Origin of the sequence: Myceligenerans xiligouense (assembly GCF_003814695.1) — a bacterium.
GTDB classification, from domain to species: Bacteria; Actinomycetota; Actinomycetes; order Actinomycetales; family Cellulomonadaceae; genus Myceligenerans; species Myceligenerans xiligouense.
Genome location: NZ_RKQZ01000001.1, coordinates 3478582 through 3503026 on the forward strand (window position 1 = coordinate 3478582; position 24445 = coordinate 3503026).

General features: G+C 72.7%; 24 protein-coding genes. 9 read left to right on the top strand and 15 right to left on the bottom strand.

Features of this window, described 5'->3' with window-relative positions:
- Nucleotides 1-157 precede the first annotated feature (157 nt).
- From EDD34_RS15160 to EDD34_RS15185, 6 genes are all read left to right on the top strand, one after another.
- Nucleotides 158-577: a hypothetical protein gene (locus EDD34_RS15160; protein ID WP_123815311.1), complete on the top strand. Its 420-nt coding sequence runs from the start codon at nucleotides 158-160 to the stop codon at nucleotides 575-577.
- A 73-nt stretch (nucleotides 578-650) separates the two neighbouring features.
- Nucleotides 651-995, top strand: a complete 345-nt coding sequence (locus EDD34_RS15165; RefSeq protein ID WP_123815312.1) for a hypothetical protein — start codon at nucleotides 651-653, stop codon at nucleotides 993-995.
- Nucleotides 992-2692, top strand: a complete 1701-nt coding sequence (locus EDD34_RS15170) for a solute symporter family protein (RefSeq protein WP_123815313.1) — start codon at nucleotides 992-994, stop codon at nucleotides 2690-2692. Before EDD34_RS15165 ends, EDD34_RS15170 begins: the two co-directional genes overlap by 4 nt.
- Before the next feature lie 2 nt (nucleotides 2693-2694).
- The gene (locus tag EDD34_RS15175; protein ID WP_123815314.1) at nucleotides 2695-4029 is read left to right on the top strand and encodes a histidine kinase; all 1335 of its coding nucleotides are present in this window, start codon (nucleotides 2695-2697) and stop codon (nucleotides 4027-4029) included.
- A gap of 5 nt (nucleotides 4030-4034) precedes the next feature.
- Entirely contained in the window at nucleotides 4035-4862 is an 828-nt protein-coding gene (locus tag EDD34_RS15180; RefSeq protein ID WP_246012474.1) for a LytR/AlgR family response regulator transcription factor, read from the top strand.
- A 69-nt stretch (nucleotides 4863-4931) separates the two neighbouring features.
- On the top strand, nucleotides 4932-6134 hold the full coding sequence (locus tag EDD34_RS15185) for a sulfotransferase family protein (protein WP_170177097.1): 1203 nt from the start codon (nucleotides 4932-4934) through the stop codon (nucleotides 6132-6134).
- Nucleotides 6135-6140: 6 nt separating this feature from the next.
- Here the strand turns inward: EDD34_RS15185 and rdgB are convergent, their stop codons facing one another.
- The 8 genes from rdgB to EDD34_RS15225 all read right to left on the bottom strand — a co-directional run bounded on the left by rdgB (nucleotide 6141) and on the right by EDD34_RS15225 (nucleotide 12454).
- Complete coding sequence (gene rdgB / locus EDD34_RS15190) at nucleotides 6141-6827, bottom strand: RdgB/HAM1 family non-canonical purine NTP pyrophosphatase (protein WP_123815317.1); 687 nt, start codon at nucleotides 6825-6827, stop codon at nucleotides 6141-6143.
- Complete coding sequence (locus EDD34_RS15195) at nucleotides 6824-7294, bottom strand: DUF3054 domain-containing protein (protein ID WP_123815318.1); 471 nt, start codon at nucleotides 7292-7294, stop codon at nucleotides 6824-6826. The genes rdgB and EDD34_RS15195 overlap by 4 nt, the downstream gene beginning before the upstream one ends.
- Nucleotides 7291-8052, bottom strand: a complete 762-nt coding sequence (gene rph, locus EDD34_RS15200) for a ribonuclease PH (RefSeq protein WP_211341605.1) — start codon at nucleotides 8050-8052, stop codon at nucleotides 7291-7293. The genes EDD34_RS15195 and rph overlap by 4 nt, the downstream gene beginning before the upstream one ends.
- A gap of 44 nt (nucleotides 8053-8096) precedes the next feature.
- Nucleotides 8097-8927 (bottom strand): MBL fold metallo-hydrolase, encoded by an 831-nt coding sequence (locus EDD34_RS15205; RefSeq protein WP_123815319.1) that lies wholly within the window; start codon nucleotides 8925-8927, stop codon nucleotides 8097-8099.
- Nucleotides 8927-9730 (bottom strand): glutamate racemase, encoded by an 804-nt coding sequence (gene murI / locus EDD34_RS15210; protein ID WP_123815320.1) that lies wholly within the window; start codon nucleotides 9728-9730, stop codon nucleotides 8927-8929. Before murI ends, EDD34_RS15205 begins: the two co-directional genes overlap by 1 nt.
- Nucleotides 9731-9856: 126 nt before the next feature.
- Nucleotides 9857-10654 carry a DUF2017 family protein gene (locus EDD34_RS15215; protein ID WP_123815321.1) on the bottom strand — a complete coding sequence of 266 codons (798 nt, stop codon included), beginning with the start codon at nucleotides 10652-10654 and terminating at the stop codon, nucleotides 9857-9859.
- Nucleotides 10651-10986, bottom strand: a complete 336-nt coding sequence (clpS, locus tag EDD34_RS15220) for an ATP-dependent Clp protease adapter ClpS (protein WP_123816576.1) — start codon at nucleotides 10984-10986, stop codon at nucleotides 10651-10653. The genes EDD34_RS15215 and clpS overlap by 4 nt, the downstream gene beginning before the upstream one ends.
- 112 nt (nucleotides 10987-11098) lie before the next feature.
- Nucleotides 11099-12454 carry an AAA family ATPase gene (locus EDD34_RS15225; RefSeq protein WP_123815322.1) on the bottom strand — a complete coding sequence of 452 codons (1356 nt, stop codon included), beginning with the start codon at nucleotides 12452-12454 and terminating at the stop codon, nucleotides 11099-11101.
- 142 nt (nucleotides 12455-12596) lie between these two features.
- Here EDD34_RS15225 and EDD34_RS15230 point away from each other — a divergent pair, with 142 nt between their 5' ends.
- The 3 genes from EDD34_RS15230 (at nucleotide 12597) to EDD34_RS15240 (ending at nucleotide 16374) form a co-directional block, all read left to right on the top strand.
- A complete protein-coding gene (locus tag EDD34_RS15230) occupies nucleotides 12597-12935 on the top strand; it encodes a DUF3039 domain-containing protein (RefSeq protein WP_123815323.1) in 339 nt (112 codons plus the stop codon).
- The gene (locus EDD34_RS15235; RefSeq protein WP_123815324.1) at nucleotides 12932-14758 is read left to right on the top strand and encodes a DEAD/DEAH box helicase; all 1827 of its coding nucleotides are present in this window, start codon (nucleotides 12932-12934) and stop codon (nucleotides 14756-14758) included. Before EDD34_RS15230 ends, EDD34_RS15235 begins: the two co-directional genes overlap by 4 nt.
- Nucleotides 14759-14892: 134 nt before the next feature.
- Entirely contained in the window at nucleotides 14893-16374 is a 1482-nt protein-coding gene (locus EDD34_RS15240; RefSeq protein WP_123815325.1) for a nicotinate phosphoribosyltransferase, read from the top strand.
- 18 nt (nucleotides 16375-16392) lie between these two features.
- Here EDD34_RS15240 and nagB read toward each other — a convergent pair whose 3' ends face one another.
- The 7 genes from nagB to EDD34_RS15275 form a co-directional block, all read right to left on the bottom strand.
- The gene (gene nagB, locus EDD34_RS15245) at nucleotides 16393-17172 is read right to left on the bottom strand and encodes a glucosamine-6-phosphate deaminase (RefSeq protein ID WP_123815326.1); all 780 of its coding nucleotides are present in this window, start codon (nucleotides 17170-17172) and stop codon (nucleotides 16393-16395) included.
- A complete protein-coding gene (locus EDD34_RS15250; RefSeq protein ID WP_123815327.1) occupies nucleotides 17160-18314 on the bottom strand; it encodes an ROK family protein in 1155 nt (384 codons plus the stop codon). Before EDD34_RS15250 ends, nagB begins: the two co-directional genes overlap by 13 nt.
- Nucleotides 18314-19252: a carbohydrate ABC transporter permease gene (locus EDD34_RS15255; RefSeq protein WP_342774842.1), complete on the bottom strand. Its 939-nt coding sequence runs from the start codon at nucleotides 19250-19252 to the stop codon at nucleotides 18314-18316. Before EDD34_RS15255 ends, EDD34_RS15250 begins: the two co-directional genes overlap by 1 nt.
- Nucleotides 19249-20205 (bottom strand): carbohydrate ABC transporter permease, encoded by a 957-nt coding sequence (locus tag EDD34_RS15260; RefSeq protein WP_123815328.1) that lies wholly within the window; start codon nucleotides 20203-20205, stop codon nucleotides 19249-19251. Before EDD34_RS15260 ends, EDD34_RS15255 begins: the two co-directional genes overlap by 4 nt.
- A gap of 109 nt (nucleotides 20206-20314) precedes the next feature.
- Nucleotides 20315-21607, bottom strand: coding sequence for an extracellular solute-binding protein (locus EDD34_RS15265; RefSeq protein ID WP_211341606.1), 1293 nt, complete (start codon nucleotides 21605-21607; stop codon nucleotides 20315-20317).
- A gap of 77 nt (nucleotides 21608-21684) precedes the next feature.
- On the bottom strand, nucleotides 21685-22830 hold the full coding sequence (locus EDD34_RS15270) for an ROK family transcriptional regulator (RefSeq protein WP_123815329.1): 1146 nt from the start codon (nucleotides 22828-22830) through the stop codon (nucleotides 21685-21687).
- A 73-nt stretch (nucleotides 22831-22903) separates the two neighbouring features.
- Nucleotides 22904-24217, bottom strand: coding sequence for an extracellular solute-binding protein (locus EDD34_RS15275; RefSeq protein ID WP_123815330.1), 1314 nt, complete (start codon nucleotides 24215-24217; stop codon nucleotides 22904-22906).
- Nucleotides 24218-24445 lie beyond the last annotated feature (228 nt).

Below are 24445 nucleotides of genomic sequence, written 5' to 3' on the forward strand. Positions count from 1 at the left end.
CGCCTGCGGCCGGTCAGCGGCACCGCCGGGGGGCCGGCGCCGCCGGCAGGGCGAGACCGACCGTTCGAGGCGCCGGCGCACCCGCTCGCGGGCCGGACCCCGCGCACCGTCGGGTCCGGCGGCGGCGCGGGGGCGCCGGTGCCCTACGATCAGGGGCATGTCCTCGACGTCGAGCGCATCCCGGCCCACCGTGCGCCGCCGGATCTTCCATCCCGGCAGCACGATGATGATCGTGGGCGCCCTCTGCGTCCTGATCGGCTCCATGCTCCCGTGGGTCCGCACCGCCGCCGGCAACCTTCCCGGCTACGGCGGGGCGGGAGTCCTGACGGCAGCCCTCGGGATGCTGCTCTTCTCCGGCGCCGTGATCCCGCATCGCGTCTCCGCCATCGCGCACTGCGTCGTCGTCGGCGTCCCCGTCGCGGCGATCGTGGCCTGGCAGTCCGTGAAACTGGGCCAGACCGTCGCGTCCACCGACGCCTGGTGGCAGGTGTGGGCCGGCGAAGGGCTCGTCCTCGCCGGCGCGGGCGCCGTCGTCGTTCTCGTCACCGCCTGGCGCCTGTACCGCGAACCGTTCTGATGCCCGGCTCCGTTCGAGGCCCGGTTCCGACGCACCGCCCCGCCGATCCCTCGTCCAGGCCAGACTGAACCTCATGGACGACGCCGGTATCCGCCTCGACGTGGACGAGCACGACACCCCCGCGGAGGTCGACGCCGCCTTCCGCACGCTGAGACGGGTCGCCGTGTGGCACTTCGTCCTGTTCCTCGCCGCCGTGCTCGGCGTGCCCGCCCTCTCCCTCGGTCTCGGCTGGTGGTCCGGCGCGCGGATCGACGGCGGGATGAGCCCGGGCTTCGCCATGGCGGCGTTCGGCCTGTACGTGTTCTTCCTCGCCGTCGGGCTGGCCGCGGCCACGCTGTCGTCCGCCGTCGAGGCCCGCATGCTGGGCGGCGCGCACGACGACGCGGCCCCCGAGGCCGGGCCCGAGGACGCGCCGTGACCGCGGCCGGCGCCACCGCCCTGGTGATCCTGGTCACGGGCCTCGTGCTCGTCGCCTGGCTGGTTCGCCCGCGCGGTGCCTCCACGGTGGACTTCTACCTGGCCGGCCAGCGCGTCGGGGTGGCGACCAACGCCCTGGCCATCTGCGGCGACTACTTCTCCGCGGCGTCGTTCCTCGGCGTGGCCGCGGCCGTGTACGTGTCCGGCCTGGACGGCGTCTGGTACGCGGTGGGCTTCGCGGCGGGGTTCGTGCCCGTGCTGCTGTTCGTCGCCGCGCCGCTGCGCCGCTTCGGCGAGTTCTCGATCCCCGACTTCCTGGGCCGCCGCCTCGGGTCGGAACGGGTCCGGCTGGTGTCGGTCGGCGTGGTGCAGGTGGTCATCCTGAGCTACCTCATGCCCCAGGCCGTCGGCAGCGGGATCACGTGGCAGCTCCTCGTGGGCCGCGGCCTGCCCGGCCTCGACCCGTACGGGACGGGCGTGCTCCTGTCCACGATGTTCGTCGCCGCGCTGGTCGCGTTCGGCGGGATGCGCGGCACCACGTGGACGCAGGCCGTGCAGTTCCTCGTGCTGCTCGGGGCGCTGGTCTGGCTCACCCTGGCCGCCGTCGGCTCCGGGTTCCGCTACCCCGAGGCCGTCTCCGACCTCTCGACGACCCCCCTGTCCAATCCCGTACCCGGCCCGGACGGCTGGGTGCTGCGGGCCGAGACCGATCAGCTCGACCCGGGCACGGCGGCCACCTTCGGTGAGCCGGGCGCGGCCTACGGCCCGCTCGCGCAGTTCGCGCTCATCCTCACCCTCGTGATGGGAACGGCCGGGCTGCCGCACGTGATGAACCGGTACTTCACCAGCCCCACGGGCACGGCCGCGCGCATGACCACGGTGTGGGTGCTGGGCCTGGCCGGCCTGTTCTACGCGCTGGCCGTGATGCTCGGCACCGCCGCCCGCCAGAAGATCGCCGAGGCGGCGGACGAGCACCCCTGGCTCGCCGAGCTCACCACCGACGGCGTGCTCCGCGTCCCGGAGCACGCGCTCCCGGTCCTCGGCCGTCTGTACGGCGGCGACATCGGTCTGGCGGTCATCGCCGCGGGAGCGCTGGTCGCGGTGATGTCCACGATCGCGGGCCTGCTGCTGGCCGCCGCCGCGTCCTGGGGTCACGACGTCTACGAGCGGCACATCAACCCGCGCGCGACGCAGCGCCAGGCCGTGTGGGCCGGCCGGGCGAGCACCGCGGTCGTCGCGCTCGCCGCGGCCGGGATGGCCATGGTCCTGCAGCCGGACAACCTCGCGCCGTCCGTCCCGTCCATCGTGGCCGCGATGGTGACCTGGGCGTTCGCGATCGCGGGGTCCGCGCTCACACCGGTGTTCGTGCTCGCCATCTGGTGGCGCGGCACGACGGCGGCGGGCGCGGTGGCGGGCATGCTCACCGGCGGCGTGACCTCGATCGGCATGTTCGTGCTGGGCATGCTGCCGGTCGGGCCCGGCGTCGGCGAGATGCTCATGACGCCCACGCTCGTGGCGGCGCCGCTGGCCGCCGCCGTCTGCGTGCTGGTGTCGCGGGTGACGCGGCCGCCGTCGGACGTCGACCGGCAGTGGCTGGTCATGCACGGCACGGCGGCCGACCGGCAGGCCGAGCGCCTCGCGCAGCTCACGATCAGCAGCCTCGGCAGGGGGCGGCGGGACCGGAAGAAGGGGGACTGAGAATGCGTTCGGGGAGCGTGCTGCTCGCGGGGGGCGTCGCCGTGACGTGGGCGGTGGTGTATCTGGTCACGCAGGTGGTCGTGGACCCGCCGCTCGGGGTGGGGACCACGGTCGTGGCCGGAGTGGTGGCCACGATCGCCGTCGTCCTCGGGTACCCGTCGGCGCTGCGGGGGCCGCGCTCGGCCACCGTGCTGCGGCGCGGGCCGGAGCCGCGCCGCGGCGGGACCCGCGGCATCGTGGCGGGCGGCCGCGCCATGCCGTTGCGGTCGGGCCTGACCGCCGACGCGGCGCGCCGCACCGCCGACCTGCTCCGCCCGCTGCTCGGCGGCGACGCCGTGGCGATCACGGACACCGAACGCCTCCTGGCGTTCGTCGGGCCGGGCGACGACCACCACCGCGCCGGCGGGCCGGTCCGCGCGTCCGTGACGCTCAAGGCGCTCTCCTCGGGGCGCAGCGCGACGTCGCGCAGCACGGCGGACCTCGGCTGCGGCGAGCCCGACTGCCCGCTGGCGGGCGCCGTCGCCGCCCCGCTCATGGTGGCCGACCGCGTGGTGGGGGCGCTCGTCGTCCTCCGCACGGGCTCGGAGCCCGCCGGGCGGGGGCAGGTGGAGGACATGGCGGGCATCCTGTCGCTGCACCTCGAGCTCGCCGAGGCCGACCGGGAGCGCGAGCTCGCCGCCGACGCGCGCCTGCACGCGCTCCGCGCGCAGATCAACCCGCACTTCCTGTTCAACGTGCTGAACACGATCGCCTCGAAGTCCCGCACCGACCCGGAGGAGGCGCGGGCACTGCTGCTGCGGCTGAGCGACTTCTTCCGGTACGCGGTGCGGCAGGACGGCCAGATGGCGGAGTTCGCGCAGGAGTACTTCTTCGTGCGGACCTACCTGACGCTGGAGCAGGCGCGGTTCGGCGACCGGCTGCGGGTGCGGTACGACATCGATCCACAGGTGCTCACCGCCCACGTACCCGTACTGACGATCCAGCCGCTGGTGGAGAACGCGGTGAAGCACGGCCTGGCGGACAAGGTGGACGGCGGGACGGTGACGCTCCGGGCCCGCGTGGACCCGCTGACCCGCACGACGTCCATCCGGGTCTCCGACGACGGCGTCGGGATGCCTCCCGAGGTGCTGGAACGGCTGGAGCCCGGCGAGCGCGACGACGTCCCGGCGGACGACGGCGCCCCGGGTGACGGCACGGCGCGGCCGACCCACACGGGGGTGGGCCTGCGAAACATCTCCCAGCGCCTCACCACCCTGTTCGGGGGGCGTTTCTCCCTGGACATCCGGTCCACGCCGCACGAGGGCACCGTCGTCGACCTGCGTGTCCCATTACGCTGATGTCCGTGCGCGACGACGACACCCGCCCGCGCGCGCTGATCGTCGACGACGAGGCGCCCGCCCGGGCCGAACTGCGGTACCTGCTGGAGGAGCTCGGCGACGTGCAGGTGGTGGGCGAGGCCGCGAACGGCGCCGAGGCCCTGCAACTGCTGGAGTCGATCCCCTACGATCTCGTGCTCCTCGACATCCGGATGCCGGGTACGAGCGGCCTCGAGGTCGCCGCGGCCGCGCGGAGCCTGCCGCGGCCGCCCCGGATCGTGTTCACCACCGCGCACCCGGACCACGCGGTCGAGGCGTTCGACCTGGAGGCCGCGGACTACCTGGTCAAACCGTTCGACGCCGACCGGCTGGCCCGGGCGGTCGAACGGGCGCTGACCCAGCCCGGCGCCGACGACGGCGCGGCGAGCGGTGCGCCCGTCCCGCGGGCCGACGGCGCCGGCCGGACGGCGGCATCCGCCAGGCCGGGCGACGGCGAGCGGGACGAGCAGGAGCTGCCACGGCCGCTGGCCAAGGTGCCGGTGCAGAAGGACGGGCGGACCGTCCTGGTGGACCAGCGCGCGATCGTCTACGCGAGCGCCGCGCGCGGCTACTCGTACCTCAAGCTGGCCGACGAGCGCTTCCTCGTCACCTTCTCGCTGAACGAGCTCGAGCGCCGGCTGCGCGGGCACTTCTTCCGTACGCACCGCTCCTACCTCGTCAACCTCGACCACGTGCGGGAGCTGGTGCCGGACTTCAAAGGGGCGCTGGCGTGCGTGATGAACGACCGCCAGCGCAGCCGGGTCGAGGTGTCGCGGCGCCAGGCGGCGGAGCTGCGCCGGCGGCTCGGCGCGTGAGCACCGGGCTCCTCGGCCCGGGAACGATCCCCCTTGTATTGACCTGTGCAAATGGGCAGTATGACCTTCATGTCCCAAGCCACTCCCCCCATGCTCAGGATGCTCAACGTGCTTCTCCTGCCGGGGGCGCGTACCCGGCAGGATCCCGATGCCGCCTTCGAGAAGCTGCTGGCGGAGGCGCAGCGTGGTCACCGGCCGCTCGGTGCGAAGGATCTCGCCGCCGTCGAACCGCTGCGCCTGCTGCTGCGGGCCCACGCGGCGAACCCGCATCTGAGCGCCTTCGGCTGGACCACCGTGCAGGGCGGGATCCGGGACCGGCTGCGCAACCGCACGATCGTCCGGGACATCCAGGCGAAGCATCCGGAGGTGAAGGAGCAGCCGATCACCGCGCCGGTGTTCGTGATCGGGCTGCCGCGCACCGGGACCACCTTCACGTACAACCTGATCGCCCGCTCGCCGGGGAGCCGCGGCCCGCTCCTGTGGGAGATGCTCAACCTCGGGCTCCCGGTCCAGGACCCGGCGGAGCGCCGGCGGATCGCCGAGCGGACCACCAAACGGCTCTCGTTCATGGACCGGCTCAGCCCCGACTGGTCACAGGTGCACCCCCTGATCGCGACCAGCGAGGAGGAGGACTTCTTCCTGCGCGACCACTCCGAGATGCACACGACGTCGTCGACGGTGCCGGAGTACCGGCGCTACCTGGAGGGGGCCGACCTCACCGACGACTTCGTCCTCCTGCGCGAGGCGCTGCAGGTGATGTCGTTCGGGCAGGAGCCACGCCGGTGGATCCTGAAGCACCCCGCGAACCTGTGGCGGATACCGGAGATCCTGCGGGCGTTCCCGGACGCGAGGTTCGTCTGGACCCACCGCGCCCCCGGGAAGGCACTGGCCTCCGGCTGCTCCATGTCCGAGGTGTTGCGGAACATGCACTACAAGCCCGGAACCGTCGATCTCGAGGCGATCGGCGCCGAGTGGCTCGCGATGCTGTCCGAGGGCGTGGACCGTGCGCTCACCCAGCGCGACCAGCTCGACGACGGCGTCCTGGTGGACGTCTCGTACAGCGACCTCGTCGAGGAGCCGGCGAAGGTGATGCGCGGCGTGTTCGACAGCCTCGGGATGGCGTGGACCGAGACGGACGACGCCAACCTCGCCGCGGCGCAGGACCGGCCGCACCACAAGGGCCACAAGTACACGCTGGAGCGCTACGGCCTCGACGAGTTCCAGGTGGCGGCGGCGTTCGCGGGGTACCGGCTCCCCTCGGTCCTCTCCTGAGGCGGGCTACTCCGCGCCCAGGGCCCGCACGACGAGCGGGGCCAGCGCGCGGAACGCCGTCCCGCGGTGGCTGATGGCGTTCTTCTCCTCCGGGTCGAGCTCGGCCGCGGTGCGTGTCCCCGGCGTGCCGTCCGGGGACGGGGCCTGCCGGTCGGGCACCAGGATGGGGTCGTAGCCGAAGCCGTTCGTGCCGCGCGGGGCCCGCGTGAGAACACCGCGCATCTCGCCCGTGCGGACCTCCTCGGTGCCGTCCGGCGTGACGAGCGCCGCGGCGCACACGAACCCGGCGGCGCGGTGCTCCGGGTTCACGTCGGCGAGCTGGGCGAGGAGCAGGTCGAGGTTCGCCTGGTCGTCCCCGTGCCGGCCGGCCCAGCGGGCGGAGAAGATGCCGGGCGAGCCGCCCAGCACGTCCACGGCCAGCCCGGAGTCGTCCGCGACCGCCGCCAGGCCCGTCGCCGCGCACACCGCGCGTGCCTTGACGAGGGCGTTGGCCGCGAACGTCACGCCGTCCTCGACCGGTTCCGGGGCACCGATCTCGCCCGAGGTGACCAGGCCGCCGTCCGGCAGCTCGACGCCGGAGCCGGCCAGGATCGTGCGCAGCTCCACCAGCTTCTTGCGGTTGTGGGTCGCGATGACGAGCCGGGCGCCCGGAGGTACCGGGACCGCCGCCTCGCGCGTGTCCCGCCTCGTCACGTCGCCTCCCGCTGATCGCTGCCGGCGCTTCCCGCGGCCGCGGAACGTGACGTACCGCGGCGGATCATGGTCACCATCGCACGCCAGCCCAGCATCGTGACGCCCAGGAACCCGGCGGTCACCAGGAAGAACGAGAGCGCGAAACCGCCTCCGGCGGCGACGCGCAGGATCATGCCGAGCGCGACCGTGGTGAACCAGACCGCGACGCCCGCGGGCCACAGGCGGGACGGGTCCCGCCAGGCGCGCGTCCAGGCCCAGCCCACGGCCGCCGCGAGCGCGAACGGCCAGGCGACCCGGCCGAGCTCGAGCATCAGCGTGCCGTGGGCGTTCATCCCGGCGATGGAGAACACCAGGATCGCGACGAGGTCGGCGACCACGGCCGGCGCCACCGGGACCTTGCCGACGCCCCCGGCCGCACCGCCGGAGCGGGCCGCACCGCTCCCGACGCCGTCACCGGCCGTCGTCATCCGCCGAGCTCCCCGGCCAGGGCGTCCTGCTGCAGCCGGGTGAGGTCCGCCGCGCCCGCCACCGCCAGATCCAGCAGCGTGTCGAGCTCGGAACGGTCGAACGGCGCGTGCTCGGCGGTGCCCTGCACCTCGATGAACTTGCCGCTGCCGGTGACCACGACGTTCATGTCGGTCTCGGCGCGCACGTCCTCCTCGTAGGGAAGATCGAGCATCGGCGTGCCGTCGATGATCCCCACGGACACGGCGGCCACGGAGTCGGTCAGCACGGGCTTGCCGCGCGAGGTGATGTGGCCGTGCCGCTGCCCCCAGGCGACGGCGTCGGCCAGGGCCACGTAGGCGCCGGTGATCGCGGCGGTGCGGGTGCCGCCGTCGGCCTGGAGCACGTCGCAGTCGAGCACGATCGAGTTCTCGCCGAGCGCGGACATGTCGACCACGGCCCGCAGGGACCTGCCCACCAGGCGGGAGATCTCGTGCGTGCGGCCGCCGATCTTGCCCTTGACGGACTCGCGGCTCCCGCGGGTGTTCGTGGACCGCGGCAGCATCGCGTACTCGGCGGTCACCCAGCCCTCACCGGAGCCCCGGCGCCAGCGCGGCACGCCCTCCTCGAACGACGCCGCGCAGAGCACGCGGGTGCGCCCGAACTCCACGAGCACGGAGCCCTCGGCGTGGTCGAGCCAGCCGCGGGTGATCCTCACGGGACGGAGCTGGTCGGTGGCGCGCCCGTCGGCACGCGTGATGTCGGAGGTGCTGATAGTCACGCGAGAAGCCTACGCGCGGTCACCGACACCACGACTCCGTGCGCTCAGACCGTGTACGTCGCTCCCGGCTGGGCCAGGCGGACGTCGCCGTCGTACTCGTCGCGGGCCTCCGCGAGCGTGACGCCCGGCTCGTTCCACACCGGCAGGTGGGTCAGCAGGAGCCGCTTCGCGCCCGACTCGTGCGCGACCCGCCCCGCCCGCCTGCCGGTGAGGTGGATGCCCGGCTCGACGTGGTCGTCCCGCCCCTCGACGAAGGCCGCCTCGCTGAGCAGCAGGTCGACGTCGCGGGACAGCGCCACCACGCCCGCGCAGTAGTCCGTGTCGCCGGTGTACGCGATCACCGCGCGCTCGTCCGGGCGCAGCGTGCTCGGACCCGTCACCCGGATGCCCCACGACTCCTCCGGGTGGAACACCCGGTACGGCTCCAGCGTCAGCGGCCCCACCGTGACGGGCGCCCCCTCCCGCCAGGACCGGAAGTCGTAGTCCGCGTCCATGGTCTCGCCGTCGCTCAGCCCGTAGGACCGCGCCGCCTGCGCCGCCGTCGTCGACGGCGACCACACCGGCAGGTGCTTCCCCTTGCCCGTGCGGGCCGACCCGTGCTCCGGGTGGTACCGCAGGTAGACGTACATGCCCGACAGATCGGCGCAGTGGTCCGGATGCAGGTGGGAGATGGCCACCGCGTCGACGTCGAACGGGTCGACGGCGCGCTGCAGCGCCCCGAACGCGCCGTTGCCGAGGTCCATGACGACGGTCCAGTCGCGCGCCTCGTACCCGGCCGCGGCGGCCTCCGTCGCGGAGACCTGCACGACGTACGACGACGCCGGCGAGCCCGGACCCGGTCCCGAACCCGAGACTCCCAGAGCGATCAGGCGCATCAGACGGCCTCCATGCGGGAGACCTCGGGGCCCAGGAACCGGTGGGCGAGCGGTCGCACGGCCTCGGGCGCGCCGGTGGTCAGGAACGCGTGGACGGGCGGCCCCGCCTCGGGGCTCCGCTCCAGGTCGTGCTCGACGAGCTTGCGGTACACGTCCTTCGCCGTCTCGTCGGCACTGGAGACGAGCGTGACGCCCTCGCCCATCACGTAGCTGATCGGCCCGGTCAGCAGGGGGTAGTGGGTACAGCCGAGCACGAGGGTGTCGACGCCCGCGTCCTTGACGGGGTCCAGGTACTCGTGGGCGTACTTCAGCACGTCCTCGCCCGAGGTCTGCCCCTCCTCGACCAGGCGCACGAACTCGGGGCACGCCTGGGTGGTGATCTCCAGGCCGGGCGTGACGTGGAACGCGTCGTCGTAGGCGAGCGACTCGATGGTCGCCCGGGTACCGATCACGCCGATGCGGCCGGTGCGGCTGGTACGCACCGCCGCGCGCGCCGCGGGGAGGATGACCTCGACCACCGGGATGCCGTGGCGCAGCGTGTACCGCTCGCGGGCGTCGCGCAGCGCCACCGACGACGCCGTGTTGCAGGCGATGACCAGCATCTTCACGCCGTCGGACACGAGCCGGTCCATGACGTCGAGCGCCATGGCGCGGATCGCGCCGAGCGGCTTGGGGCCGTACGGGGTGTTCGCGTTGTCGCCGAGGTACCGGATCTGCTCGTTCGGGAGCTGGTCCAGGATGGCGCGCGCGACCGTGAGGCCGCCGAGGCCGGAGTCGAAGATGCCGATGGGCGCGTCGTTCACGGATGCGATGCTAGTAGCGCGCATGTGTCCGTTCCGTTACCCGGGCCACGCGTCGCGGGTGATACCTGCCACGTTCGCCGGAAACTCCGGAAGTCCCGCGGCGCGCCGTGCGCCGAAGCCGGCGGCTCAGTTGTCCTCGGGGCTTCCCGCGGCCGAGCGGGGACGTCCGCGCAGATCCGCGATCATGACCTCCATCAAGGTCTCCAACGCGAAACCCGCCGCGACGAACACGCCCGACCAGAAGCGCCGCGCCGCGCGCCCGTCGGCGGCGACCGGGATCTCCCGGCCCATCTGCTGGTCCCACATCACCTGGTCGGTCAGCGCGTTGACGTCGTCGTCGGACTCCAGCCCGAGACGCTGGGCGATGACCAGGCGCATGTCCGTGAGGGCTCCCGCGACGGCCTCGGCGGAGTCACGCGCCACGCGCACGGGCGGTGGCGCGCCGTGGCGGCCGAGGGTCTGCCACGGCGCCTTCTCGGGCTCGGGGTCGTCCTCGGCCGGCGGCGGCTCGAGCAGATCGGCGAACGCCTCCAGACGCTCGGCCTTCTCGCGGGCCAGGTCGTTCTGCGTCAGGCGGCGGAACTCCCCCGCGACGCTCGCGTCGTCCCGGCTCGCCTCGGGCAGGAGCCGCCGGACCGCGGGATCCTGCGGCATCGGCCCCACCGACGAGATCCCGGTCAGCTTCGCGAGGTCGCCGTCGGTGATCTCGTCGGGGGCGAGCAGCCCCTTGTTCCACACGCGCGTGGTGCTCCCCGTATGGGGTGTGGGCACGTCGTTCGGATCGGGTTCGGGAGCGGCCGCGGGCAGACCCGTCTCGTCGCGGACCATCATGGCGACATCGCGCGCCACCCGGGCGAGGACGGCGCGCTCCACCGGATCCATCCGCGACTCGTAGCCACGTCGCATGGCGCGGAACGGGGTCATGGCGCTCCCTGGGCGTCGCCGGTCTCGTGCAGCGTCGCCCACAACCCGAACCCGTGCATGGCCTGCACGTCCACCTCCATGCGCTCCCGGCCCCCGCTGGACACGACCGCCTTGCCCTCCTTGTGCACGCGCATCATCAGCGTGTGCGCCTTCGCCTGCGGATAGCCGAAATAGCTCTCGAAGACGTACGTCACGTACGACATGAGGTTGACAGGATCGTTCCACACGATCGTCACCCACGGATCGGCGGGCCGTTGAGCCGCGTCCTGCTCGGTCTCCTGCTGGGTGGCCGTCCCGGCTGAGACTGTTGCCGCGGGCGCGGACAGGGGCATCTGCGCAGCGGAGAAAGTCACTCCCCTACCTTAGCGATCTCAGGGCGCCGGAATCACATTCCGGGCCACTCGTTTTCCCCGCATTCATCCTGGCCGGGCGGCCGGGTGAATATCAGAGATAGTTCCCCACGACCGCGGCCGGCTTCCAGCGGCCCGACGTCGCGATGTCCAGCACGCGGTCCGTCGTGAGGCCGTCGATGCCGTGCTCCAGGAGAGCCCGGCGGGCGACCTCTCGCAGGTCCGCGCCCGTCGCGCCGTCCAGGAACGAGGCGATCAGGCCGGCGTCGATCCCGGTCCCCGGGGGCAGGTACAGGCGCAGGATCGCCTCACGCCCGGCGGCGTCGGGCGGCGGCACCTCCAGAACCGTGTCGAACCGGCCGGGGCGCTTGACCGCCGGGTCGAGCGCGCCCGGGTCGTTCGTCGTCGCCACCGTGAGGACGTCGTCCGTGGCGCGCGCGCCGTCGAGGGCGTCGAGGAACTCGCCGAAGCTGGTGCTGCCCCGGCTCTCCTTGCCGCCGACGGAGTCGATCTCCTCGAGCACCACGAGGCACGGCCCGAGCGTACGGACCTCCTCGTAGAGCTCCGTCATCCACGTGCGCAGCACGTCCGCGGTGACCAGCACCACGGTCACGGTCCCGGCCAGCTCCGTGGCCAGCACCCGGGCCAGCTTCGTCTTGCCGACGCCGGGCGGCCCGGCCAGCAGCAGGCCGCGCGACGTCGAGTGGCCGAGCGCCCGCAGCGTGTCGCGGCGCGTGGTCACCCCGGCGCAGAACAGGCCGATCTCGTGCCAGACGTCGTCCGGGAGGACGAGGTCGGCCCGCTCCTGCGGGGTCGGCGTCACGGGCGTGATCGTGAGGCGGCCCGAGCCGTTCGCCTGGAGCGTACGGCCCCGGTACGGGTGGTCGGCGGCGAGGTCGTCGCTCAGGGCGTCGAGCGCGCGCTCCGCGACCTCGCGGTGACCCGGCAGCGCGTGGGCCGTGAGGTACGGGTCGCCGAAGTGGTATCCGGTCTCGATGGCGACCGGCTGCTCGTCGCGGGTGCCCGCGGGGAAGAGCACGGTCGCGGCGGTCGGGACCGTGACACCGATACCGGCCCCGAGGTCCAGCCGGGACATCTGCGGGGCCCGGCGGTCCGGGCCGCGCTGGGTGACGTCGTCGGCGTGCTCGGCGATCCACCGCCCGAGCACGAAGCCGTACAGCAGATGCAGGACGGGCGAGACGGGGCGGGAGACGGTCTCGAGCGAGGCCTCGTGGACGTCCCAGGTCCGGGCGAGCCATTCGGAGGCGGTGCGGGGCTCCGTCGTCTTCTCGGGGATGGGCCGTCCGAGGAGCGCGGCGATCCCGGCGACGGCGGCGCGGGCCGCGTCGTCGTGCTGGCCGAGATCCGGCCAGGCAGGTCGGTCGGTCCCGGCATGCTGGGGGTCGGGGGCGTTCTCGTGCAGGGGGTTCCTCTCGTCGCTCGCGGTCACCGGCCCTGTCTACCAGGTGAGCTAGACGAGGTAAAGGGAATTGGGGCGGGCGTCGCGTCACGCCGCGCCTTCCTCGCCGCCGGCCTCCGCGCTGCGCGTCACCCCGCGTCGATGTCAGTCCCGGGCAGTAGAATTCCGGACCATGAGCGACCCCCTCGACAGCCCGCCCGACGATCCCCGCACCAGCGGTTCCACGAGCGTCCTCGAGCGCGAGGAGACCCGTGAGGAGGCGCAGCCGGGGGACCACGAGCGCTTCGCCCACTACGTGCGCAAGGACAAGATCATGAAGTCGGCCCTGTCCGGCCGGCCCGTGATCGCGCTGTGCGGCAAGGTGTGGGTACCGGGCCGCGATCCCAGCAAGTTCCCGGTGTGCCCGGTGTGCAAGGAGATCTACGAAGGGCTGCGCGAACCGCAGGACGGCGAGGGCGGCCCCGGCAAGGGCGGCAGCGACGGTCCGGCCGGGGGCGGTTCCGGCACGTGACGAACACGCCGCAGCTTCCGCGTACCCCGTCGTCTGCGGCCGCCTCGCACCTGAGCCCCGCCTTTCCGCGCCGTGCCCCGTGGGGCACGGCGTCGAACCTGCGCGCCTGGCAGGCCGAGGCGCTGGAGCTCTACCGCGAGCGGTCGCCCCGTGACTTCCTGGCGGTCGCCACGCCCGGCGCCGGCAAGACGACCTTCGCCCTGCGCATCGCCACCGAGCTCCTCGAGGCCGGGGTGGTGCGCCGGGTCACCGTCGTCGCGCCGACCGAGCACCTCAAGCACCAGTGGGCCGACGCCGCCGCGCGGGTCGGCATCAGCATCGACCCCAGCTTCACGAACGCCCAGGGCCGGCACGGTGCGCACTACGACGGCGTCGCGCTCACGTACGCCCAGGTCGCGGCCAACCCGGCACTGCACCGCGCGCGCACCGACGCTGCCCGCACCCTGGTGGTCCTCGACGAGGTGCACCACGGCGGGGACGCGCTGAGCTGGGGCGACGCCGTCCGGGAGGCGTTCGAGGACGCCACCCGCAGGCTCGCGCTGACCGGCACGCCGTTCCGCAGCGACACGTCGCCCATCCCGTTCGTCGTGTACGAGGAGGACCGCGACGGCATCCGCCGGTCCAGGGCGGACTACACGTACGGGTACGGCGATGCCCTGCGCGACCACGTCGTGCGGCCCGTGCTGTTCCTCACCTACTCCGGTGACATGCGGTGGCGCACCCGGGCCGGCGACGAGGTGTCGGCCCGGCTCGGCGAGGCCATGACCAAGGACATGACCGCCCAGGCCTGGCGCACCGCGCTCGACCCGGAGGGCGAGTGGGTCCCGTCGGTGCTGCGCGCCGCGGACAAGCGCCTCACGGAGGTGCGCCGCACCGTCCCGGACGCCGGCGGCCTCGTCATCGCCACCGACCAGAACTCCGCCCGCGCGTACGCGAAGCACCTGACCGAGATCACGGGGCAGCGGCCCACGGTGGTGCTGTCCGACGACGCCGGGGCCTCCGGACGGATCGAGGAGTTCACCTCGTCGGACGACCGCTGGATGGTCGCCGTTCGCATGGTGTCCGAGGGCGTGGACGTGCCCCGGCTCGCCGTCGGCGTCTACGCGACGTCGACCTCGACCCCGCTGTTCTTCGCCCAGGCCGTCGGCCGCTTCGTGCGGGCCCGGACCCGCGGCGAGACGGCGTCGGTCTTCCTGCCGTCCGTCGCACCGCTCCTGGAGCTCGCCGGCGGGCTCGAGCTGGAGCGCGACCACGCGCTGGACCGGCCCAGCACCGCCGAGGAGCAGGGGATCGAGTACGACCCCGAGGCCGCGCTGCTCGCCGAGGCGAACCGTGAGGAGAAGGCGTCGGGCGACCTGACGCAGGGCACCTTCGAGGCCCTGGACGCCCAGGCGTCGTTCGACCGCGTCCTGTTCGACGGCGGCGAGTTCGGCACGGGTGCGGACGTCGGCTCCGCCGAGGAGCTCGACTTCCTGGGGCTGCCCGGTCTGCTGGAGCCCGACCAGGTCACCACGCTGCTGCGGCAGCGGCAGGCGGACCAGGTCAAGGCTCGGGGCGCCCGGGCGGCGCAGGCAGCGCAAGGACTCACCGAGCGGGAGCAGGCGGCCGAGCGGGCCGAGCACGAGCACCGCCGCGCGGGCGAGCTGCGCAAGGAACTGTCGAAACTCGTGGGGGCGTGGGCCAAGCGGTCCGGCGAGCCGCACGGCGTCGTCCACACCCGGCTGCGGCGCGAATGCGGTGGTCCCGAGGTGCCCCTCGCCACGGCGGCACAGCTCGAGGAGCGGGTGGCGAAGGTGCGGCGCTGGTTCGTCGGCGCCCGGTGACGGCGATGGTAGAGGTCAGGCTTGTGATGAGGGCCTCCACGTGATGTTTCCGACACGGTCAGATCGTGAGACGAGTGCGTAAAGTCGGCGCTTTCAGCCTGCCCGGGCCGCCCGGCTGCCATACCGTGGACCGCATGACCAGCGAGCCCCGGGGCACTGGCGCCCCGCTCACAGACTGGCCTGCCCTGCACCTTGTCGAGCCGGCACCGCCGTCGGCGCCCGAACCGGGCCAGGGCCTGCCGAGAGACCTTCCCGCGGACCTGCCCGCCGCACCCCGCCCCGCGGCGCGGCCGTCGGTCGCGCTGCTCACCGACCGCTACGAGCTGACGATGCTCCAGGCGGCACTCGCCGACGGCAGTGCGCACCGGCACTGCGTGTTCGAGGTGTTCACGCGCCGGCTTCCCGCCGGCCGCCGGTACGGCGTGCTCGCCGGCACGGGCCGGGTCCTGGAAGCGCTACCGCACTTCCGGTTCGGCGACGACGAGCTGGCCTACCTCGAACGCGAGGGCGTCGTGGACGCACGGACCCTGGACTACCTCGCCGGGTACCGCTTCAACGGCACCATCCAGGGATACGCCGAGGGCGAGATGTTCTTCCCCGGCTCGCCCGTGCTCCAGGTCGAGGGCACGTTCGCGGAGGCGATCCTGCTCGAGACGCTGGTCCTGTCGATCCTCAACTACGACTCGGCGATCGCCTCGGCCGCGTCCCGCATGACCAGCGCCGCCGTGGACCGGCCCGTGCTGGAGATGGGCTCCCGGCGCGCCCACGAGCAGGCCGCCATCGCGGCCTCCCGTGCCGCCGTCATCGCCGGGTTCGCGGGTACGTCGAACCTCGAGGCCGGGATGCGCTACGGCCTGGACACCATCGGGACGGCGGCCCACGCGTTCACGCTCCTGCACGACGACGAGATCTCCGCGTTCCGCTCGCAGGTCCAGGCCTTCGGTCCGGGAACCACCCTGCTCGTCGACACCTACGACGTGATGCGCGGCGTGGACCGTGCCGTCGAGGTGGCGGGCACCGGGCTCGGTGCCGTGCGGCTCGACTCGGGCGACCTCGGCGGACTCGCGATCGAGGTGCGCGCGCGGCTCGACGAGCTGGGCGCGCACGACACGAAGATCGTGGTGACGTCCGACCTGGACGAGTACTCGATCGCGGGCCTCGCGGCCGTGCCGGTGGACGTCTACGGCGTCGGGACCCGCCTGGTGACCGGCTCGGGTGCGCCGACCTGCGGGATGGTCTACAAGCTGGTCGCGCGGGAGAACTCGGCGGGACGGCTGGAACCGGTGGAGAAGACGTCGCCGGGCAAGACGTCACGCGGAGGGCGCAAGGCAGCCGGCCGGCGGTACGGGCCGGACGGCCGGGCGACCGAGGAACTCCTGGTCACCGGACCGGACGAGCTGGTCACCGCCTGGACTCCGGACAACCGGGACGTCCGCCTGCTGCACGCTCCGCTCGTGGTGGAGGGCGCGGTGGACTCCCGCTGGGTGGGCGCGTACGGCGTGGAGAACGCGGTTCGCACCCACGCGAACGCGCGGGCCGAACTCCCCCGTGGCGCCCGCCGCCTCTCGGCCGGCGACCCCGCACTGCCGACCACACCGCTGGCCCTGTCGGACTGACCTGCCGCTCCCCTGCGGCTAGAGGGACTGCCAGGCAGGCTTCTCCGCGTAGGTCTGGCGGTAGTAGTCGGCGAGCTGGAGGCGGCTCGCCGCGGCGTCGTCGACCAGGACGCTGGCATGCGGATGCATCTGCATGATCGTCGCCGGCCACATGGCCGAGATCGGGCCTTCCACGAGCTGATGCACCGCCTCCGCCTTCGCCCGGCCGGTCGCGAGGAGCACCAGGTGCTTCGCCGACATGATCGTCGCCAGCCCCTGGGTGAGGCAGTGGCGCGGCACGTCGTCGACGGCGCCGCCGAAGAACCGCGCGTTGTCCTCACGGGTCTGGCGCGTCAGCGTCTTGATGCGCGTGCGCGACGCCAGGGAGGAACCCGGCTCGTTGAAGGCGATGTGCCCGTCGGTGCCGATGCCGAGGATCTGCAGGTCCACCCCGCCGGTCGCCGCGATGGCGGCCTCGTAGTCCGCGCACGCGCGGTCCAGGTCCTCGGCGTTGCCGTCCGGGCCTTGCACGGCGCCGGGCGCGAGGTCGACCCGGGACGCGATCTCCCGCTCGATGACGTTCCGGTACCGCTCCGGATGCTCGGCGGGCAGGCCGACGTACTCGTCCAGCATGAAGGCGCGGGCATGCGCGAAGGACAGCCCGTCCTTGTGCCGTCGGGCCAGTTCGTCGTACACCTTCAGCGGGCTCGACCCGGTGGCCAGCCCCAGCACGGTCCGGGGCCGCCGGGTCAGCAGCGCCTCGATCGAGTCGGCGGCCAGCCGCGCGAGCTCGTCCGCCGGTGCGATCACGACCTCCATGTCAGGGTCCCTTCCGTCTCCGCGCCCGCGAGCGCCGTGTCCGTTCCCGCGCGCTCCTCCGACGTCGTCGGCGCCGCCGGTACCCCGCGCGGCACCTGGCGTTCCGGCGAGCCCTCTCCGGCCTGCTCGTCCCGTCGGCCCAGCACGGCCGCGCCGACGGCGGCGACAGGGACGTCCGACGGTGCCAGCGTGACACGTGCGGGCAGGCCGAGCGACGCGAGGAACGGCGACACCTCTGCCTGTTCCCGCAAGGAGTCGCGCACGACGTCGAGCAGCGGCCGCCCGAGTTGCGCCACGCCGCCGCCGAGCACCACGTAGCGCACGTCGACCGTCAGCACGAGCAGGCGCACGGCCGACGCGACGGCGTCCGCGAAGCGCTTCCGCACGACGATCGCCGCGGCGTCCCCCGCCTCCGCCGCCTCGAAGAGTTCCGCGGGTGACGGCTTGCCGTGGCGTGACGGCCAGGCCGTGGCCAGCGCGGTGCCGGAGACGAAGGTCTCGATGCAGCCGCGCTGCCCGCACGAGCACTCAGGTCCCGCCGGGTCGACGGGCACGTGCCCGATCTCCCCGGCGGCGCCGGTCACGCCGCGACGCAGCCGGCCGTCCATGACGAGACCGGACGCGACGCCCGTCCCGAGGGCGAGAAAGGCGAGGTCCTCGTGGTGCGCGGGGGCGGGCACGCCGGGCGCCGGGGCGGCACCCGGCCCGTCGTCGGGCACCGGCGCGCCCTCGCGCTCCAGCACGTGCGCGGCGCCGACGGCGGCGACGTTGAGGTCGTTCTCGACGACGACGGGGATGCCGCCGAGCGCGCCCGACAGCCGTTCGGCGAGCGGCAGCTCGTCGCTCACACCGAGGTTGACCGCGTGCTTCACGGTGCCGGCCCGCGCGTCGACGATGCCGGGAATCCCCAGCCCGACGCCGTCCACGGCGGCCAGGCGGAGACCGGCGGCGTCCACGACGTCGCGCACGGCCCGGGCGGCGGACCGCACGACGCCGTCGGGTCCGAGCTCAGTGGTCAGGCGGGTGGTGGCGACGAGGGCGCCGTCGGCGTCCAGCAGCGCGCCGAGGATCTTGGTGCCGCCGATGTCCAGGCCGACGGTGTGCGCCGCCGACCCGGACCGGTTGGTACTCGTGTTCGTCATCAGCCTTTCACCGCGCCGGCGACCAGGCCACCGGACATCCGGCCCTGGACGATGAGGAAGAAGATCACGGCCGGGATCGCCACGAGAACCGCGGCCGCCATGACCGCGCCCCAGTTGGTGGCCTGCGTGACCATGAGGAAGGTCCGCAGCCAGAGGGTCAGGGTCATCGTGTCGGGGCGCTGCATGATGACCAGCGCCAGCACGAAGTCGTTCCACGCGTTGATGAACGCGAAGATTCCCGTGGCGACGAGTCCGGGCGCGAGCAGCGGGAACGTGACACGCCAGAAGGCTCCGGCGGGTGAGCAGCCGTCGACCATCGCCGCTTCCTCCAGTTCCTTCGGCACACCGGCGACGAAGCCCCGCAGTGTCCAGATGGTGAAGGGCAGCACGCCCGCCACGTACACCAGCGAGAGGCCGATGATCGTGTTGATCAGCGCCCAGCCGTCGATGATCCGGTAGAGGGAGATGATCATCGCCTCACCGGGGATCATCTGGATCACGAGGATCAGGATGATGAAGGTGCGCCGTCCCTTGAACGTGAAGCGGGTCAGGGCGATCGAGGCGACGAAGCCGATGACCAGGCACACGACAAGGGTGATGAACGTGGCGCTGATCGAGTTCAGGACGGCCGGCCCGAACGGCGCGCGCTCCTCGCTGAACATCGCCGAGCGGTAGTTGTCCAGCGTGAAGACGTCCGGCGTGGGGAAGAAGGAGATCTCCTCGCCGCGGATCCTGTTGTTCGGCAGGAAGGACGTGTTCAGCATCCAGTAGACGGGGAACACGAACACCGCGAAGACGAGGATCGCGACGAGCCCCCACCCGGCCTCCTTCACCCGCCTGGCGGGTGACCTCCGGATCTTCGTGCCGGCCGTGGGGACCGCTTCAGGCCTTCGCGGTGGAGCCGCCGGCTCCAGGTCGGCCGTTCTCGCCCGGTTCACAGCTCCTCCTCCTTGATGGTGCGGCGCACGTAGTAGACCGACAGCAGGAGCATGATCGCGACGAAGACGAACGCGATGGCGCTGGCCGTCCCGAAGTGCCCCTGTCCCATGCCCATCTGGTAGATGTACACGCCGATGGTGTTGGTCTTCTCGCGGTCACCGCCGATGTCCTGCAGGGCGTAGACCTGGGGGAAGACCTTGAGGTCCCAGATCATCGACAGCACGATCAGCACCGTGACGATGGTGCGCACGTACGGCAGCATGACGAGCCGGAAGCGTGCGAAGGCGCCGGCGCCGTCGAGCTGGGCGGCCTCGAGGACCTCGCCCGGGATCTGGGACAGTCCCGCGTACATCGTGAACGCGACGAACGGGATGGCGCCCCAGACGATGATGAAGGTCAGGATCGTGAAGAAGCCGAGCGGGTCGAGCAGCCAGGAGTGACCGAACCAGCGGTCTCCCGTGACGCGCGTGAGCAGGTTGTTCACGAGCCCGTACTCCGTGTCGAAGATCCAGCCCCAGATCGTCGTCGAGCTCAGGGGCGGCATCGACCAGGCGAGCAGCAGGCCGACGGCGACCAGGAGCCGCATCTTCTTCCCGAGCCGCATCATGAGCAGGGCGATGAGCGTGCCGAGCACCATGGTCAGCGTCACGGCGACGACCATGAAGACGATGCTGCGTCCCAGGACGGCCCAGAAGCCGCTGTCGGTCAGGACGGCGACGTAGTTGTCGAGTCCCACCCAGTCGGCCGGCATGCCCATGACCTGGGCGCGCTCGTACTCCTGGAAGGACATGATCAGCATCCGCACGACCGGGTAGCCGGTCAGGACGCCGAGGATCAGGATCGACGCGGACAGCAGGAGCCAGGGGACGGTGGGGAAGCGCCGGCGACGGGGACGCGGCGGCGTGGGCGCCGGCGCGGGTGGCGCCGCGGCTTCGGTGGCGAGGGAGCTCATGGCCTTCCGATCACGAACGGGATGGCAAGCAAGTGGGGGCAGTGTGACGGTCCCCCGCCCGGGATCCGGGGGTGCCGGACGGGGGACCGCGAGAGGTCGGGCTGCTGGGTCAGCCGTTGAGGATGGACTCGATCTCGGCGTCGATGTCCGCGGCGACCTGCTCCACGTCCTCACCGTTGGCCAGGCGCGTGAACTGGGTCTGCAGCACGGTCTGCGCCTCGACGTCGGCCCACTTCGGCGTGGCCGGCGTGAGCTTCGCGGTGGCGGCCGCCTCGACGCCCGCCGCGCCGATCGAGGTGTCCTGCGGCACCTCGCCGGCCAGGGAGACCTTGGCGGGGATCAGGCCGATCCCGGCGATGATCGACTGGTACTCGTCGCTCAGCATGATCGAGAGCGCGTCGAACGCGAGGTCGCGCTGCTCGGACTTCTGCGCGATGGCGATGTTCGAGCCGCCGGCGAACACCTGGGCGGCGCCGCCGTCCTTGCCCGGCAGGGCGAACGCCTCGAGGTCGCCACCGTACGTGGAGGCACATCCCGGCACGCCGTCCTCGGTCTCGGGCTCCTCGGGGGCGTTGATGGACCACTGGATCCACGTCGGTGCCGACAGGTAGCCGATCTTGCCCTCGCAGAACGGCACCTGAAGATCCGTCTCCTGCCCGTCCGCCGGAGCGTTGGACGCGTTGAGCATCAGGTCCTGGATCTGGGTGAGGCCGGCGATGCCGCCCTCGCTGGAGAAGCCGGCCTCCCAGGTACCGTCGTCGGCCTGCTCGGCGATGTAGCCGCCGTTCTCCCAGATGAAGGGCAGGGCGTTGTACCAGTCCTGGCCCGGCCACCAGACGCCGGAGAACTTGCCCTCCTCGTAGAGGTCCTTCGCCGTGTCCACGTACTCGTCGAGCGTGGCCGGCGGCTCGGCGTCGACCAGCTGCGGGCTGTAGAACACCGCGCGCGAGCCGGCGTAGTACGGGAGCGCGTAGTGCGCGCCCTCCCAGTCACCGGCCTCGACGAACCCGGGCAGCAGGTCGCTGCCGCCCAGCTCCTCGAACTCCTCGGCGGTGATCTCGCTGAAGTAGCCCGACGACGTGAACGCGGACGCCTGCGTGTTACCGACCTCGACGACGTCTGGGGCGTCCGAGCCCGCGAGCGCGGTCGTGTACTTGTCGGTCAGTCCGTCCCAGGACTGTTCCTCGATGACGAGTGTGGAGCCCTCGTTCTGCTCCTCGAAGGTCTCCTTGAGATGGTCGCGGGCCTCGTCGGGCGTGTCGCTGCCGACCAGCCAGACGCGGACCTCACCGGTGCTCGGGCCGCCGTCGCCGTCGCCGGCTTCGGCGCCCGACGCGCACGCGCCCAGTGCCATGGTCATGGATGCCGCCGCCGTGATGGCGACGAGACGGTTCTTTCTCACGAAGTCATTCCTCTCGGTCTTGCCTGTGATGTCGGTGCGGTGCGTTGCCGCGCCCTCCCGTGACCACTCCCGTGTGCTCACGACACCCCCAGCTGAGCGGACAGGACCAGGACGGCGGCGCCGAGGAGCACCACGTCCTGGCCGAGAGACGACATCCGGAGCTGGAGGCCGGCGCTGACCGCCGGCATCGTCCGCTGCTGGAGCGTCTCGTGCGCTGCTTCCCGCAGAGGTCCGTCGAGCAGGTCCGCGGGACCGCTCAGGAGCACCTCGGCGAGGTTCAGCGCGCTGACGACGGGTGCCAGGGTCGTTCCGAGCACCCTTCCGACGTCCGCGAGGTCGGCGTCAGCAGTTGTGGGGTCCTTGCCCTCGACGGCGCTGCGGAGCGCGCGGGTGGACAGGACGGTTTCGAGGCAGCCGCGGCGGCCGCAGGCGCACAGCTCGCCGTCGTCGACGGCGGTCGTGTGCCCGAGCTCGCCGGCGGCGAAGCGCAGGCCGTGCACCCGGATGCCGTCGACGACGATCCCGGCGCCGACGCCGAGCCCGACGAGCAGCAGCAGCATGCCCGAGGCCGCGCCGCCGTAGGTGAACTCGCCGAGCGCCGCCGTGTTGGCGTCGTTCGCGACCTGGACGGGCAGGCCGATGCGGTCGGTGAGGATCTCGGCGAGCGGCACGTCGTACCAGCCGCGGTTCGGGGCCTCGATGACGCGGCCCTGGTCGTCGATCACACCGGGTGACCCGACGCCGATGCCGAGCACCGGGCAGGTGGCCTCCGCGACGAGCAGCCGCGCGAAGCGGGCCACCAGGTCGGTGAGCTCCTCGCCGGTGCGGCCGTCGACGTCGAGGGTGCGGCGCTCCACCACCTGGCCGGTCAGGCTGATCACGGCGCCGCGCATCTGGGCGGCGTCCGTCAGGTCGAGCGAGACGATCTGGAACGCGTCGCCCCGCAGGCCCACCAGGATCGCGGGCTTCCCGACGCGCTGGCCCGGGCGGGTGCCGAGCTCCTCGACGAGTCCCTCGGCGATGAGGACCGACACGAGGTCGGAGATGGTGACCCGGGTGAGGGAGGTGGCGCGCGCGAGGTCGGCACGCGACGTCGGGCCCTCGTGGAACAGGTGCTGCAGCACGAGCGAGCGGTTGTGAGCCCGGGCGTGCTCGGGGAGCACCTTGGAGGTGGCGCGGAGGCGTGCCCCCACTCTGCCGCTGCTGCGTGTCGTCGTCGCCATGTTTGTTAGTACACCTGATTAACAGCGCGGTGTCCACGACCAGATGGTGCCGTTACCTGACCGTTACCTGATCTCACCCGACGCGCCAGTTGAGCATCGACTCGATCTGGGCATCGAGATCCTGCGCGACCCGCACGGGGTCGGCGCCCGCGGCGAGCCGGGCGAAGGCGGCCGGGATGATCCCGTGATCCTCGATGTCGCCCCACTTCGGCGTGGCGGGAGTGAGGCGTGCCCGCTGCGCGGCGGCGACGCCCGCCGCGGCGATCGGGTCGGACTGGTCCACCGCGCCCGACAGCGACCGGCGCCCCGGGATCAGGCCGTTCTCGGCGAGGATCGTCTGGTACTCGTCCCCGAGCATGATCCGCATGACCTCGTACGCGAGCTCGGGGTTCGCGGAGCCCTCGGCCATCGCGATGTTCGACCCGCCCGCGAACACGGGGGCGACCTCACCCGGTTCACTTCCCGGGAGCGGGATCGCCCTCAGGTCCTGGCCGTAGGTCGAGGCACAGCCCGGCGCCCCGCCGCCCTCGGGCTCCTCCGGCGCCTGGATCTCCCATCGCAGCCAGGTCGGCGCCGAGACGAATCCCGCGGCTCCCGCGCAGAACGGCTGGACCAGGTGCGTGCCGTCGTCCCCGGCCGGGGCGTTGGAGGCCGACATCATGAGCCGCTGCACCTGCTTCATGCCCTCGATCCCGCCGGGCGAGGAGAAGCCCGCGTCCCACGTGCCGTCGTCGCGCCGTTCCGCCACGTACCCGCCGTTCTCCCAGATGAACGGCAGCGCGCTGTACCAGTCGCGGCCGGGCATCCACATGCCCGAGAACGTCTCGGTCCGCATGCTGACGGCCGTGTCCACCAGCTCGTCGAGGGTGCGCGGTGCGGGGCGCCCCCCGAGGAGCCGCTCGGAGTAGAAGATCACCCGCGAACCGGCGTAGTACGGCAGCGCGTAGCGCACTCCGTCGTAGGTGCCGGCCTCCACGAAGCCGGGCAGCAGGTCGTCGCCGCCCAGCTCCTCGTACTGCTCCGGCGTGATGGGCGCGAGGAGGCCGCCGGCGTCGAGCGCGGCCGACTGGGTGTTGCCCATCTCGACGACGTCCGGCACCACCCGGTGCGAACCGCCGCTCAGGCGTTCGGTCAGCACCTCGACGAGCCCGCTCCACGACTGGCGCTCCACGAGCAGCTCCACGTCCGGATGCTCGCGGGCGAAGGTCTCGGTCAGGTGGTCGATCGCCGCCTGCGGCGTGTCCTGGCCGGCCAGCCACACGCGCACCGTGGTGGGCTCCCGGCCCGGCGTGCTCGCCCCGCCCCCGGGGCTCCCGGGTGAACAGCCCGCCAGGGCCGACACCGCCACGGCCGCGGCGGCAACGATGGCACAGAGGCTCTTCTTCATGCGGGGACCTTTCCGACGAGCCGGTGCTGCTCACCGGCGTGACGTCGGCTCCCCCGTGCGCCGACGATAAGTTAGGTCCCCTACTGAACCTCCTCGGGCAGGCGAAGTCCAGCCCTTCCCGGTCACCGCAACCGAAACTTGATGCGCGGGGTCCGCCTGCGGGGACGGCGGCCGGGCGGGCGGGCCGGCGGCCGGGCCGGCGGCCGGGACGGCGGGCGGGCCGGCGGC

Excerpts from the sequence above, each read along its gene's own strand:
- EDD34_RS15240 (WP_123815325.1), top strand. The coding sequence starts at position 14,893 with ATGACCAGCGAGCCCCGGGGCACTGGCGCCCCGCTCACAGACTGGCCT.
- EDD34_RS15275 (WP_123815330.1), bottom strand. The coding sequence starts at position 24,217 with ATGAAGAAGAGCCTCTGTGCCATCGTTGCCGCCGCGGCCGTGGCGGTG.
- EDD34_RS15185 (WP_170177097.1), top strand. The coding sequence starts at position 4,932 with ATGTCCCAAGCCACTCCCCCCATGCTCAGGATGCTCAACGTGCTTCTC.
- EDD34_RS15230 (WP_123815323.1), top strand. The coding sequence starts at position 12,597 with ATGAGCGACCCCCTCGACAGCCCGCCCGACGATCCCCGCACCAGCGGT.
- clpS (WP_123816576.1), bottom strand. The coding sequence starts at position 10,986 with ATGCCCCTGTCCGCGCCCGCGGCAACAGTCTCAGCCGGGACGGCCACC.
- EDD34_RS15270 (WP_123815329.1), bottom strand. The coding sequence starts at position 22,830 with ATGGCGACGACGACACGCAGCAGCGGCAGAGTGGGGGCACGCCTCCGC.
- EDD34_RS15165 (WP_123815312.1), top strand. The coding sequence starts at position 651 with ATGGACGACGCCGGTATCCGCCTCGACGTGGACGAGCACGACACCCCC.
- EDD34_RS15205 (WP_123815319.1), bottom strand. The coding sequence starts at position 8,927 with ATGCGCCTGATCGCTCTGGGAGTCTCGGGTTCGGGACCGGGTCCGGGC.
- EDD34_RS15160 (WP_123815311.1), top strand. The coding sequence starts at position 158 with ATGTCCTCGACGTCGAGCGCATCCCGGCCCACCGTGCGCCGCCGGATC.
- EDD34_RS15260 (WP_123815328.1), bottom strand. The coding sequence starts at position 20,205 with ATGAGCTCCCTCGCCACCGAAGCCGCGGCGCCACCCGCGCCGGCGCCC.
- EDD34_RS15250 (WP_123815327.1), bottom strand. The coding sequence starts at position 18,314 with ATGACGAACACGAGTACCAACCGGTCCGGGTCGGCGGCGCACACCGTC.
- EDD34_RS15215 (WP_123815321.1), bottom strand. The coding sequence starts at position 10,654 with ATGACCCCGTTCCGCGCCATGCGACGTGGCTACGAGTCGCGGATGGAT.
- nagB (WP_123815326.1), bottom strand. The coding sequence starts at position 17,172 with ATGGAGGTCGTGATCGCACCGGCGGACGAGCTCGCGCGGCTGGCCGCC.
- EDD34_RS15195 (WP_123815318.1), bottom strand. The coding sequence starts at position 7,294 with ATGACGACGGCCGGTGACGGCGTCGGGAGCGGTGCGGCCCGCTCCGGC.
- EDD34_RS15175 (WP_123815314.1), top strand. The coding sequence starts at position 2,695 with ATGCGTTCGGGGAGCGTGCTGCTCGCGGGGGGCGTCGCCGTGACGTGG.